This window comes from Zavarzinia compransoris (assembly GCF_003173055.1).
GTDB lineage: Bacteria > Pseudomonadota > Alphaproteobacteria > Zavarziniales > Zavarziniaceae > Zavarzinia > Zavarzinia compransoris.
The window spans coordinates 435136-447800 of sequence record NZ_QGLF01000005.1; the positions used below are offsets into that span (position 1 = coordinate 435136).

The 12665-nt window shown below is 66.4% G+C and carries 11 protein-coding genes and 4 tRNA genes; 12 read left to right on the top strand and 3 right to left on the bottom strand.

All coding sequences use genetic code 11. The annotated features are described in order from the left end of the window. Positions 1-29 precede the first annotated feature (29 nt). Positions 30-359 carry a helix-turn-helix domain-containing protein gene (locus DKG75_RS18985; RefSeq protein ID WP_109922736.1) on the top strand — a complete coding sequence of 110 codons (330 nt, stop codon included), beginning with the start codon at positions 30-32 and terminating at the stop codon, positions 357-359. Between the two features lie 40 nt (positions 360-399). Here the strand turns inward: DKG75_RS18985 and DKG75_RS18990 are convergent. From DKG75_RS18990 to rlmB, 3 genes are all read right to left on the bottom strand, one after another. Beyond that, positions 400-474: transfer RNA gene (locus DKG75_RS18990), tRNA-Thr, on the bottom strand. A gap of 171 nt (positions 475-645) precedes the next feature. After that, positions 646-1575, bottom strand: a complete 930-nt coding sequence (locus DKG75_RS18995) for an oxidoreductase (protein WP_109922737.1) — start codon at positions 1573-1575, stop codon at positions 646-648. A 44-nt stretch (positions 1576-1619) separates the two neighbouring features. Beyond that, positions 1620-2573: a 23S rRNA (guanosine(2251)-2'-O)-methyltransferase RlmB gene (rlmB, locus tag DKG75_RS19000; RefSeq protein WP_109922738.1), complete on the bottom strand. Its 954-nt coding sequence runs from the start codon at positions 2571-2573 to the stop codon at positions 1620-1622. Between the two features lie 276 nt (positions 2574-2849). On the opposite strand from rlmB, the gene DKG75_RS19005 reads away from it, so the two are divergent. The 11 genes from DKG75_RS19005 to rpoB all read left to right on the top strand — a co-directional run bounded on the left by DKG75_RS19005 (position 2850) and on the right by rpoB (position 12582). After that, positions 2850-2935, top strand: a tRNA-Tyr gene (locus tag DKG75_RS19005). A gap of 116 nt (positions 2936-3051) precedes the next feature. Beyond that, a tRNA-Gly gene (locus tag DKG75_RS19010) sits at positions 3052-3125 on the top strand. A gap of 251 nt (positions 3126-3376) precedes the next feature. Beyond that, positions 3377-4567 (top strand): elongation factor Tu, encoded by a 1191-nt coding sequence (gene tuf / locus DKG75_RS19015; protein WP_109922739.1) that lies wholly within the window; start codon positions 3377-3379, stop codon positions 4565-4567. Between the two features lie 25 nt (positions 4568-4592). Beyond that, positions 4593-4668, top strand: a tRNA-Trp gene (locus tag DKG75_RS19020). A gap of 170 nt (positions 4669-4838) precedes the next feature. Beyond that, positions 4839-5036: a preprotein translocase subunit SecE gene (gene secE, locus DKG75_RS19025; RefSeq protein WP_109922740.1), complete on the top strand. Its 198-nt coding sequence runs from the start codon at positions 4839-4841 to the stop codon at positions 5034-5036. Positions 5037-5039: 3 nt separating this feature from the next. After that, a complete protein-coding gene (gene nusG / locus DKG75_RS19030) occupies positions 5040-5570 on the top strand; it encodes a transcription termination/antitermination protein NusG (protein ID WP_109922741.1) in 531 nt (176 codons plus the stop codon). Positions 5571-5875: 305 nt separating this feature from the next. Further along, a complete protein-coding gene (gene rplK / locus DKG75_RS19035; protein ID WP_109922742.1) occupies positions 5876-6304 on the top strand; it encodes a 50S ribosomal protein L11 in 429 nt (142 codons plus the stop codon). A 4-nt stretch (positions 6305-6308) separates the two neighbouring features. After that, positions 6309-7004, top strand: coding sequence for a 50S ribosomal protein L1 (rplA, locus tag DKG75_RS19040; RefSeq protein ID WP_109922743.1), 696 nt, complete (start codon positions 6309-6311; stop codon positions 7002-7004). Positions 7005-7360: 356 nt separating this feature from the next. Further along, on the top strand, positions 7361-7885 hold the full coding sequence (rplJ, locus tag DKG75_RS19045) for a 50S ribosomal protein L10 (protein WP_109922744.1): 525 nt from the start codon (positions 7361-7363) through the stop codon (positions 7883-7885). Between the two features lie 45 nt (positions 7886-7930). Continuing rightward, positions 7931-8308, top strand: coding sequence for a 50S ribosomal protein L7/L12 (gene rplL, locus DKG75_RS19050; protein ID WP_109922745.1), 378 nt, complete (start codon positions 7931-7933; stop codon positions 8306-8308). A 158-nt stretch (positions 8309-8466) separates the two neighbouring features. Beyond that, positions 8467-12582, top strand: a complete 4116-nt coding sequence (rpoB, locus tag DKG75_RS19055) for a DNA-directed RNA polymerase subunit beta (protein ID WP_109922746.1) — start codon at positions 8467-8469, stop codon at positions 12580-12582. Positions 12583-12665 lie beyond the last annotated feature (83 nt).

Below are 12665 nucleotides of genomic sequence, written 5' to 3' on the forward strand. Positions count from 1 at the left end.
CTCCGAATGTCGGCATTCGGAGGTGCAGCGTGTCGCTTGCGGTCATATTCGGAACAAACCTGCGTCATCATCGTAAGGCCAAACACCTGACGCAGGCTGAGCTTGCCGAGAAGGTGGCGCTCTCGCCCGAGATGATCAGCAAGATCGAGCGCGGGATCGCCTCGCCGTCCTTCGCGACGATCGAGAAACTGTCGGAGATACTGGCGGTGCCCGAGGTGGTCTTCTTCGGCGTCGGCCTGATCGTCACCACCGACGGCGAGCGGACGCGCATCCTCTCGAAGATCCAGACCCGGCTGTCCCGCCTGAACGAGGACCAACTGGTGCGCGCTGACAGGATGCTGAGCGCGCTGACGGACTGACGGCCGCCCTCTGCGCGGGCTTCCGCCCGCCGTGCGGCAATGGTGCCGGTTGAGGGGATTGAACCCCCGACCTTCGGTTTACAAAACCGCTGCTCTACCGCTGAGCTAAACCGGCCGCTGCGGCACCGGAAGCCGGTGCCTGTTGGGATCATGCCGACCTAAGCACCTGATCCGATTCGCCTTCTCGCCCCGGCGGCAAAGCCGCTGCCTTGCCGGGGCCCGGGGTCGACCGGGCGGTATATGTCGCCGCCGCCGACCCGGTCGTCAATGGTGAATTTCCGGTCCTTCAGCCGAGATAGGCGACGGCCGTCAGGCTTTCGGACAGGACCCAGAGGCGGCGGCCGGTTTCCGGGTCGCGCGCCTTCTGCGCGGCCTGGGCGGGCACCGCCCGGCGGCCCCAGAGTTCGAGCGTGCCGTCCGGGCCCCAATAGCTGCCGCCCGCGACATCGGGCGCGGTCGCCGCATGTAGGATCGGGATCGCGCCGCGATCGGCGGATTGGGCGAAGGCGGCCCCGCCGAACGCCATGGCGACCTTGCCGAGCAGCGAATTCTCCATGCGCGGCCCGGCCATCAGCAGGTTGGTGGCGGCAAAGCCCGGATGGGCGGCGATGCTGACGGTCCGGCGGCCGGCCGCTGCAAGGCGGCGGTGCAGTTCGTGGGCGAAGACCAGATTGGCCAGTTTCGCCTGGCCATAGGCCGGCCATTTGCTGTAGCGGCGCTGTTCCCAGTTGAGGTCGTTGAGATCGATGGTCCCTGTCTTGTGCGCGAGGCTGGCGACCGTGACGATCCGCGCCGCCGGGGCCGCGTCGAGCAGGGGGAGAAGGCGGCCGGTCAGGGCGAAATGGCCGAGGTGGTTGGTGCCCACCTGCATCTCGAAGCCGTCGCGCGTGCGCACCAAAGGCAGGGCCATGACGCCCGCATTGTTGACCAGGAGGTCGAGGGCCGGCAGTTCGGCCCCGAGCGTTGCCGCGAACGCCTCGACGGACTTGAGGTCGGCAAGGTCGAGCGGGCGAAACTCCGCCCGGGCGCCCGGGTGATTGGCGCGAATGGCCGCGACCGCCGCTTCGGCCTTCTCCCGGTTGCGGCAGGCGAGGATGACCCGGGCGCCGCGCGCCGCCAGGGCATTGGCGGTGTGATAGCCGAGCCCCGAATTCGCCCCGGTGACCACGGCCGTCCGTCCCGTCTGGTCCGGCACGCTGTTGATGTTCCACGCCATGAAAACCCCCGCCCTCAAGGTCTTATTGCGATGTGAATGGTGGATCAGGTCACCCGGATCAATTCGTAGAGCGCGACCGCGGCCGCGTTCGAGACATTTAGGGACTCCATGCCCTTGATCGGCAGGCTGGCGATCGTATCGCAGCGCTCCCGCGTCAGCCGCCGCAGGCCCAGGCCCTCGGCCCCGAGCACGAGGGCGATCGAGCCGGTGGTGTCGGTCGCCGCCAGGGTCGCCGGCGCATCGGCATCGAGGGCGATGCGCCAATAGCCCATCTCGCCCAGTTGATCGAGGGCGCGTGCCAGATTGACCACCCGGACCAGGGGAATGACGTCGAGGGCGCCGGAAGCGGATTTGGCCATCACCGCGGTCGCGCCCGGCGCGTGCCGGTCGGTCACCACCACCGCCCGCGCCCCGAAGGCGGCGGCGGAGCGCAGGATCGCACCGACATTGTGGGGATCGGTCACCTGGTCGAGCACGACGACGATGGCGCGCTCGCCGTCGTCCCGGACGCAGGCCTCGTCGAGCGACAACTCCTCCAGCGGCTCGACCTTCAGCGCGATGCCCTGGTGCACGGATCCGGCGGGCAGCAGGCGCTCGAGCGCGTCGCGGGAGGCATGTTCGACGGCCACGCCCTTCGCCTCGATCGCGCGTTGCAGCGCCGGCGCGATCTCATCCGGATGCTCGGCGCTGGTGACGAGGCGCAGGCAGCGCCGGGCCGGGTTTTCCAGGGCCGCCAGCACCGGATGATGGCCGTAAAGCCAGAGCCCGCCTTCCCGCGCCGGGCGGGCCGGCGCGGCAGGCTTCGCCGCGCTGCCGGGCCGGGGACCCGCGGGCTTGCCGGGCCGGGCCTTCGGGCCGGCGCCGGTCGCACCGGCGTCCTTGTCCCTGAAGCCCTGAGGGGGGGAGCCCTTGCCGCCTTGGGGGGCGGGGCCCTTGAAGCCCTGGGGGGCGGGGCCCTTGCCGCCGGGGCCGCGGCTTGCTGGTCTGCGCTTGTCCATGGCCGGTCTTATAGGGTTTCGCCCGGGGGCTGGCAATCGCCGGTCCGGCGAGAATCGCCCGAAGACGCATTGATTTCGCGAATTGATTCGCCGCCGCCCTTGCGCCGGGCCCGCCCCGGCACCATATTGGCTGCCGATGAAGTCCAGACTTTCCGCGCCTTTGGCCCGGGCCGACCAAGACCTCCCGCGGGGCCTGCTGTTTCCGATTGACTCCGGCCGCCAAATCACCATATTGCGGCGCTCTGGCGGGCAGGTCCCCTGTGCGTCAGCCCCTGTGGAGGGGTGGCCGAGCGGTCAATGGCAGCAGACTGTAAATCTGCCGGTGTACACCTACGTTGGTTCAAATCCAACCCCCTCCACCACCAGGGCTCCTTGCGGGGCGGGGCGGCGATCGGGACCGGACCGGCGGCGACGGACGGGCGGATTCGCGGCACGGGCCATCAGGCCGGATCAGCGGAAATGCCGATTTGTCTGGCGCGCGGGTGTAGCTCAATGGTAGAGCCCCAGCCTTCCAAGCTGGTTGTGTGGGTTCGATTCCCATCACCCGCTCCAGGCTTTGGAAGGTCCCGGCGGGCTCGAGCCGGCGAGAAGCGAGGCGTGAAACCGGCGGCCGATGCCGACGGTGGACAGTACCGGCCAGGGCCGGCAGTCGTATTCCAGCCGGCCTGGCCGGCGGGCGTATTCCAGCCGGCCTAGCCGGTGGGCGAGTTTCAAGCCGGTACTGCCGGCAGCGAGTTTCCAGGGCAGCGGCTTTCGCCGTCTGCCCTTCAATCTTGGGTCGATGTTTTAGACGGACTGCAGAAATGGCCAAGGAAAGTTTCAAGCGGACGAAGCCGCACTGCAACATCGGTACGATCGGTCACGTCGATCATGGCAAGACGTCGCTGACGGCGGCGATCACCAAGATCCTGGCCGAGTCCGGCGGCGCGACGTTCACGGCGTACGACCAGATCGACAAGGCGCCTGAAGAGCGGGCCCGTGGCATCACGATTTCGACGGCGCACGTCGAATACGAGACCACGAACCGGCACTATGCGCACGTCGACTGCCCCGGGCACGCCGACTATGTGAAGAACATGATCACCGGTGCCGCCCAGATGGACGGCGCGATCCTGGTGGTCTCGGCGGCCGACGGCCCGATGCCGCAGACCCGCGAGCACATCCTGCTGGCGCGCCAGGTCGGCGTGCCGTCGCTGGTGGTGTTCCTGAACAAGTGCGACATGGTCGACGATCCGGAACTGCTGGATCTGGTCGAGCTGGAAGTGCGCGAGCTGCTGTCGTCCTACGACTTCCCCGGGGACGACATTCCGGTGGTGAAGGGCTCGGCCCTGTGCGCGCTGAACGACTCGGACAAGAAGCTGGGCCGTGAAGCGATCCTGGAGCTGATGGCGGCGGTTGATGCCTATATCCCGCAGCCGGAGCGCCCGAAGGACCGTCCGTTCCTGATGCCGATCGAAGACGTGTTCTCGATCTCCGGCCGCGGCACCGTGGTGACCGGCCGTGTTGAGCGCGGGATCGTGAAGGTCGGCGAGGAAATCGAGATCGTCGGCCTGAAGGCGACGAAGAAGACGACCGTGACCGGCGTTGAAATGTTCCGCAAGCTGCTGGACCAGGGCGAGGCGGGCGACAACATCGGCGCGCTGCTGCGCGGTGTCGGCCGCGACGACGTGGAGCGCGGTCAGGTCCTGGCGAAGCCGGGCTCGATCACGCCGCACACCCAGTTCAAGGCCGAAGCCTACATCCTGACGAAGGAAGAAGGCGGCCGCCACACCCCGTTCTTCACCAACTACCGCCCGCAGTTCTACTTCCGCACGACGGACGTGACCGGCGTGGTGACCCTGCCGGAAGGCGTGGAGATGGTGATGCCGGGCGACAATGTCGCGATGACGGTCGAGCTGATTGCGCCGATCGCCATGGACGAAGGTCTTCGCTTCGCGATCCGCGAAGGCGGCCGCACCGTCGGTGCCGGCGTCGTCGCTTCGATCGTGAAGTAAGGTTCGAGTTTCCCGTCCGGGCTACAGGAGTGTAGCTCAATTGGTAGAGCACCGGTCTCCAAAACCGGGGGCTGGGGGTTCGAGCCCCTCCACTCCTGCCACTTCCCGATGGAGGCGGCAACAAGACGGGTAGAGTAGGTTGATGGGCAAAGGGCCGGGCGCGGGGAACCACGCCTCGGCCCTGGGCTCGTTGAAAAACCAGGCGGTCGTTGCCGGCGTCGATATGTGTCGCGCCGGCGATGGCGGCCCAGTCAGGGGTGAGTGACAGGGCATGAGCAAGCCGAGTCCGATCGAATTTGCCCGCCAGGTGCGCCAGGAGGTTTCCAAGGTCACCTGGCCGTCGCGCAAGGAGACGGGCATCACGACCCTGATGGTCTTCATCATGGTGGTGGTGGCGTCGCTGTTCTTCCTGGTGGTCGATATCGGCCTCTCGAAGGCCGTCGAATTCCTCCTTGGCCTTGGAGCGTAAGCCATGACCGCGCGCTGGTACATCGTCCACGCCTATTCCGGCTTCGAGAAGAAGGTGGCGGCGTCGATCCGCGAGCAGTCCGAGCAGCACGGCATGCAGGATCAGATCCTGGAAGTCCTGGTCCCGACCGAAGAAGTGGTCGAGGTCCGCCGGGGCCAGAAAGTGTCGGCGGAACGGAAGTTCTATCCCGGCTACGTCCTGGTGAAGATGCAGATGAGCGATCAGGGCTACCACCTGATCAAGAACACCGCGAAGGTGACGGGTTTCCTTGGCCCCGCCGGCAAGCCGACGCCGATTTCCGAGCGTGAGGCGCAGCATATCCTGCATCAGGTGCAGGAAGGCATCGAGCGGCCGAAGAGCACGATCACCTACGAGATCGGCGAGCAGGTGCGGGTGGCCGACGGCCCCTTCACCTCGTTCAACGGTGTCGTCGAGGACGTGGACCACGAGCGCGCCCGCCTGAAGGTGGCGGTTTCGATCTTCGGCCGGGCGACCCCGGTCGAGCTGGAATTCTCCCAGGTCGAGAAGATCTGAGGAGCCTCGCGGCGGGCATGGCCCGGCGCAGGGAACGGCCGCAAGCGCGGCCGCGCCGCGAAGGCGGCGGAAGCGAAGGGATGCGAAGGCATCCCGACGGCGCTTGAGGTGCCCCGGCCGGCAACGGTCGGGGGAAAGTAAGTGCCCGGCGCGAGCCGGGTGGCGAGGGGTCTTTCCGGCACCATCGGGTGGCGGAAAAACCGGTGCGGGAGGCCGACCTGGAGAAGTCCACCAGGGGCCGTACCCACAACCTCCCGGATCAACCGGCCGCTCTCAGGCTCTGAGGGTCGGCCAGGAGGGATGTCATGGCAAAGAAGATTGACGGTTATATCAAGTTGCAGGTGAAGGCTGGCGCCGCCAATCCTTCGCCGCCGATCGGCCCGGCGCTGGGTCAGCGCGGCGTCAACATCATGGGCTTCTGCAAGGAGTTCAACGCGGCGACGGCCAGCCTCGAGAAGGGGATTCCGATCCCGGTGGTGATCACGGTCTATTCGGACAAGTCGTTCACCTTCGTGACCAAGACCCCGCCGGTGACCTTCTACCTGAAGAAGGCGGCGAACCTGAACAAGGGTTCGACCACGCCGGGTCGTGGCACCGTCGGCTCGATCACCATGGCGCAGATCAACGAGATCGCCGCCATCAAGATCAAGGACTCGAATTCCAACGACGTCGACGCCGTTGCCCGCCAGATCGCCGGCTCCGCCCGTTCGATGGGCCTCCAGGTGAAGGAGTAATCCCATGGCTGCTGTCGGAAAGCGTCTGCGTCAGGCCGCCGAAGGCATTGACCGCACGAAGAATTATCCGCTGACGGAAGCGGTGAAGATGGTCCAGGAACGCGCCAAGGCGAAGTTCGACGAGACCATCGAGGTTGCCCTCAACCTCGGCGTAGACCCGCGTCACGCCGACCAGATGGTGCGCGGCGTCGTCACCCTGCCGAACGGCACGGGCAAGACCGTCCGCGTCGCCGTCTTCGCCAAGGGCGACAAGGCCGAGGCCGCCAAGGCCGCCGGTGCCGACATCGTCGGCGCCGACGATCTGGCCGCCGAGGTCCAGGCCGGCAACATCAACTTCGACCGCTGCATCGCGACCCCGGACATGATGGTCGTGGTCGGCAAGCTCGGCAAGGTGCTCGGCCCGCGCGGCCTGATGCCGAACCCGAAGCTCGGCACCGTGACCGCCAATGTCGCCGAAGCGGTGAAGGCGGCCAAGGGCGGCCAGGTCGAGTTCCGCGTCGAGAAGGCCGGCGTCCTGCAGGCCGGCGTCGGCAAGGCGAGCTTCTCGCCGCAGGCGCTGGAAGAGAACATCAAGGCTTTCGTCGACGCCGTGTCGCGCGCGAAGCCGTCGGGCGCCAAGGGCACCTACCTGAAGAAGGTGGCGGTGTCCTCGACCATGGGCCCGGGCGTCAAGGTCGAAGTGTCGTCGGTTGTCAGCTGACCGCGCTTCTGCCTGCTGAGCATCGAAGGTCTCCCGGCCGCAGGGCCGGGGGACTTTCTCGGTTTCCGGCCTTCCGCCGGGGACCATTGGGTTTCCGGCCGCGAGGCCGGAAGGAGGCGGCCCGGCAACGGGTCGCCGCCCTGTCCGAGACTGCTGGTGCGCCCTGGGTTCCTGCCCTGGGTGCTTAATATCCGCCAGCATAGACGGGAGTAGTCCGAATTCGGGCCCGGACCGTAATCCGGGGCTGTGATTGGGTCTTTCTCGGGACAGGTGTCACGGACCGCGGGATTTCCTGCGGTTCTGGCAGAAACGGCCCGAAGCCCATGGTGGGTTTCGGGTAACTCGGGAGTAACAAGGTGGACAGAGCCGCAAAGAAGGAGCTGGTCGCGACCCTCTCGGAAGTCTTCAGCGAGACTTCCCTGGTGGTCGTCGGTCACTACAGCGGGCTTCGGGTCTCGGAGATCACCGATCTCCGCCGCCAGATGCGCGCTGCCGGTGCCAGCTTCAAGGTTTCCAAGAACCGGCTCACCAAGCTTGCTCTCCAAGGTACGAAGTTCGAAGGCATCGCGGACCTGCTCAAGGGTCCGACCGCCATCGCCTATTCGACCGACCCCGTCGCCGCGGCGAAGGTGGCGGTCGAATTCGCCAAGAAGAACGACAAATTCGTTCTGAAGGGCGGCGTCATGGGCGGCACGCAGCTGGACGTCGAGGGGATCAAGGCCCTCGCGACCCTGCCGTCGCTGGACGAACTCCGTGCCAAGGTTCTCGGCATCATCCAGACCCCGGCCCAGCGCATCGCTTCGGTGCTCCAGGCTCCCGGCGGTCAGGTCGCCCGCGTGCTGGCGGCCTATGCCAAGAAAGACGAAGAGCAGGCGGCGTGAGCCCCCTGACCAACCCAATCCAGTTGTTGAAAAGGACGTATCAAAATGGCTGATCTGGCCCGTATCGTTGAAGAACTCTCGGCCCTCACCGTCATCGAGGCCGCCGAACTGTCGAAGCTGCTCGAAGAGAAGTGGGGCGTCTCCGCCGCCGCGCCGGTCGCCGTCGCTGCCGCTGCCGGCCCGGCCGCTGCCGCCGCCCCGGTCGAAGAGCAGACCGAATTCACCGTCATCCTGCAGGAAGCCGGCGACAAGAAGATCAACGTGATCAAGGAAGTCCGCGCGGTCACCGGCCTCGGCCTCAAGGAAGCCAAGGACCTGGTCGAAGCGGCTCCGAAGGAAGTCAAGGCGGGCGTCTCCAAGGACGAAGCCGCCAAGATCAAGGCGCAGATCGAATCGGCCGGCGCCAAGGTCGTCGTTAAGTAATTTAGCGACGTCGGTTGTGCCGGGGGCGGACAGGTGCCGCCCCCGGTTCCTCTCCCCGACGGGGGAGGCCGGCCCGGACGGGCGGTGACGGGGTAGAGGCTGCGCGCGGCCCCGCATCCAATAGGCAAGCGCAGGAAAGACGTTGTCGCGAGGGTCCCATGGCGATTTCCTTCACCGGCCGCAAGCGGGTCCGTAAGTCCTTCGGGCGTATTCCCGAAGTGACGACCATGCCGAACCTGATCGAAGTTCAGAAGTCGAGCTACGATCAGTTCCTGCAGATCGATATCCCGGCCGAGAAGCGGACCGATACGGGCATCCAGGGGGTGTTCAAGTCGGTCTTCCCGATCAAGGACTTTTCCGAGAACGCCCATCTCGAGTTCGTGAAATACGAATTCGAACACCCGAAATACGACGTCGAAGAATGCCAGCAGCGCGGCATGACCTTCGCCGCGCCCTTGAAGGTGACGCTGCGCCTGATCGTCTTCGAAACCGACGAGGATACCGGCGCCAAGTCCGTGCTCGACATCAAGGAGCAGGACGTCTACATGGGCGACATGCCCCTGATGACGGCGAACGGCACCTTCATCGTCAACGGCACCGAGCGCGTCATCGTCTCGCAGATGCACCGCTCGCCGGGCGTCTTCTTCGACCACGACCGCGGCAAGACCCATTCGAGCGGCAAGTATCTCTTCGCCGCCCGGGTCATTCCCTATCGCGGTTCCTGGCTCGACTTCGAGTTCGACGCCAAGGACATCGTCCATGTCCGCATCGACCGCCGCCGCAAGCTGCCGGTGACGACGCTGCTCTTCGCCCTCGGCCTGACCGCCGAGGAAATCCTCAATCACTTCTACCGCACCCTCGTGTTCCGTCGTTCGGGCAGCGCTGGCCAGGGCCAGTGGCGCACCCCGTTCGAGCCGGAGCGCCTGCGCGGCGTGAAGCCGCTCGTCGACCTGATCGACGCCAAGACCGGCAGCGTCGTCGTCGCGGCGGGCACCAAGGTGACCCCGCGCATGGCGAAGAAGCTGCGCGAGGAAGGCGTCGAGGAACTCTTCGTGTCGTCGTCCGACCTCGTCGGCCGTTACGCGGCCTATGACATGGTCAACGAGGAGACCGGCGAGATCCTGATCGAGGCCGGCGAGGAACTGACCGAGGCGGCGGTAAAGCTGCTGGAGGACTCGGGCGTCGACGAATTCCAGGCGCTCGATATCGACCATGTTACGGTCGGGCCCTATGTCCGCAACACCATGATGGCGGACAAGAGCCAGTCCTACGAGCAGGCGCTGATCGAGATCTATCGCGTCATGCGCCCGGGCGAGCCGCCGACCCTGGAGACCGCCTCGGCGCTGTTCCAGGGCCTGCTGTTCGACGAGGAGCGTTACGACCTCTCGGCCGTCGGCCGGGTGAAGATGAACTCGCGCCTGAACCTGGAGACGCCGGACACCCAGCGCACCCTGCGCAAGGAGGATATCCTTGCCGTCATCAAGACCCTGGTCGAACTGAAGGACGGCCGCGGCGAGATCGACGACATCGACCACCTGGGCAACCGCCGCGTCCGCTCGGTCGGCGAGCTGATGGAGAACCAGTACCGCATCGGCCTGCTGCGCATGGAACGCGCGATCCGCGAGCGCATGTCCTCGGTCGAGATCGCGACCGTGATGCCGCACGACCTGATCAACGCGAAGCCGGCGGCGGCGGCGGTGCGTGAATTCTTCGGCTCGTCGCAGCTGTCGCAGTTCATGGACCAGACCAATCCGCTGTCGGAGATCACCCACAAGCGCCGTCTCTCGGCCCTTGGCCCGGGCGGTCTGACCCGCGAGCGCGCGGGCTTCGAGGTGCGCGACGTGCACCCGACGCATTACGGCCGCATCTGCCCGATCGAGACGCCGGAAGGCCCGAACATCGGCCTGATCAACTCGCTCGCGACCTATGCCCGCGTGAACCAGTACGGTTTCATCGAGACCCCCTACCGCAAGGTGGTGGACAACAAGGTGACCAACGAGGTCGTCTATCTCTCGGCGATGGAGGAGGGCAAGTACACGATCGCCCAGGCCAACGCCGAACTCGATGCCGAAGGCCGCTTCACCGCGGATCTGGTCTCCTGCCGCGAGGCGGGCGAATTCGAAATGCGCCTGCCGACGTCGATCCAGCTGATGGACGTCTCGCCGAAGCAACTCGTCTCGGTCGCCGCGGCGCTGATCCCGTTCCTCGAGAACGACGACGCGAACCGCGCGCTCATGGGCTCGAACATGCAGCGCCAGGCCGTGCCGCTGATCAAGGCGGAAGCGCCCCTGGTCGGCACCGGCATGGAAGCGACGGTGGCGCGCGATTCCGGCGTCACCATCGTCGCCCGCCGCCCGGGCGTGGTCGACCAGATCGACGGTACCCGCATCGTGGTGCGGGCGACCGAGGAAACCGATCCGGCGGCGTCCGGCGTCGACATCTATCGCCTGTCGAAGTTCCAGCGCTCGAACCAGAACACCTGCATCACCCAGCGCCCGCTGGTGAAGGTGGGCGACCGGGTGAACCGCGGCGACATCATCGCCGACGGCCCGTCGACCGAACTGGGCGAACTGGCGCTCGGCCGGAACGTCCTCGTCGCCTTCATGCCGTGGAACGGCTACAACTTCGAAGATTCGATCCTGATCTCGGAACGGATCGTGTCGGAAGACGTCTTCACCTCGATCCACATCGAGGAATTCGAAGTGATGGCCCGCGACACCAAGCTCGGGCCCGAGGAAATCACCCGCGACATCCCGAACATCGGTGAAGAAGGCCTGAAGAACCTCGACGAGGCGGGCATCGTCTACATCGGCGCCGAGGTGAAGCCGGGCGACATCCTGGTCGGCAAGGTGACGCCGAAGGGCGAAAGCCCGATGACCCCGGAAGAAAAGCTGCTGCGCGCCATCTTCGGCGAAAAGGCGTCGGACGTGCGCGATACCTCGCTGCGCCTGCCGCCGGGCGTCGCCGGCACGGTGGTCGAGGTCCGCGTGTTCAACCGCCACGGCGTCGACAAGGACGAGCGCGCCCTGGCGATCGAACGCGAGCAGATCGAGACCCTGGCCAAGGACCGCGACGACGAACTCGCGATCCTCGAGCGTAACGTCTACGGTCGCCTGAAGGGGCTGCTCGCGGGCAAGACCGTGGCCTCGGGCCCGAAGGGCATGCGCTCGGGCGTGGTCGTCGATGAGGCGGGCCTCGGCGAGCTGACCAAGGGCCAGTGGTGGCAGATCGCCATCAAGGGCGACGAGCAGGCCAACCACGACGTCGAAGCCCTGAAGAAGCATTTCGACGAGGCGAAGGACCGCCTGCAGAAGCGCTTCGAGGACAAGGTCGAGAAGCTGCAGCGCGGCGACGAGCTGCAGCCCGGCGTGATGAAGATGGTCAAGGTCTTCGTCGCGGTGAAGCGCAAGCTCCAGCCCGGCGACAAGATGGCCGGCCGTCACGGCAACAAGGGCGTGATCTCGCGCATCATGCCGCGCGAGGACATGCCCTACCTCGAAGACGGCACCAATGTCGACATCGTGCTGAACCCGCTGGGCGTGCCGTCGCGCATGAACGTCGGGCAGATCCTGGAAACCCACCTCGGCTGGGCCGCGGCCGGTCTCGGCCGCCAGATCGGCGAGGTGGCGGACAAGATCCGCCGCGGCAACCAGGAAGCCAACGCGCTGCGCGACAAGTTGCGGGCGATCTATTCGGCGGCGGAATACGCCGAGAAGATCGAACCGCTCGAGGACGGCCAGCTGCTCGAGATGGCGGACAACCTGCGCCGCGGCGTGCCCATGGCGACCCCGGTGTTCGACGGCGCCCAGCCCTCGGATATCGAGCATTACCTGGAACGGGCGGGTTTCGCGACCTCGGGCCAGAGCACGCTGCTCGACGGCCGCACGGGCGAGGCGTTCGACCGCAAGGTCACCGTCGGCTACATCTACATGCTGAAGCTGCACCACCTCGTGGACGACAAGATCCACGCCCGGTCGATCGGCCCCTACAGCCTGGTCACCCAGCAGCCGCTGGGCGGCAAGGCCCAGTTCGGCGGCCAGCGCTTCGGCGAAATGGAAGTGTGGGCGCTCCAGGCTTATGGCGCCGCCTATACGCTCCAGGAAATGCTGACGGTGAAGTCGGACGACGTCGCCGGCCGCACCAAGGTCTATGAGGCGATCGTGCGCGGCGAGGACAATTTCGAGGCCGGTATTCCGGAATCCTTCAACGTTCTCGTCATGGAAATGCGCTCGCTGGGCCTGAATGTCGACATGGGCGGCAAGGACGCGGCGTAAGCCGCGGCCTTGCTCGCGCCCCATTCGTCGACCATGATTTTTCGCAACCGAGCGTGCGCGGGGACGCCCGCGCCGCCTGAGGG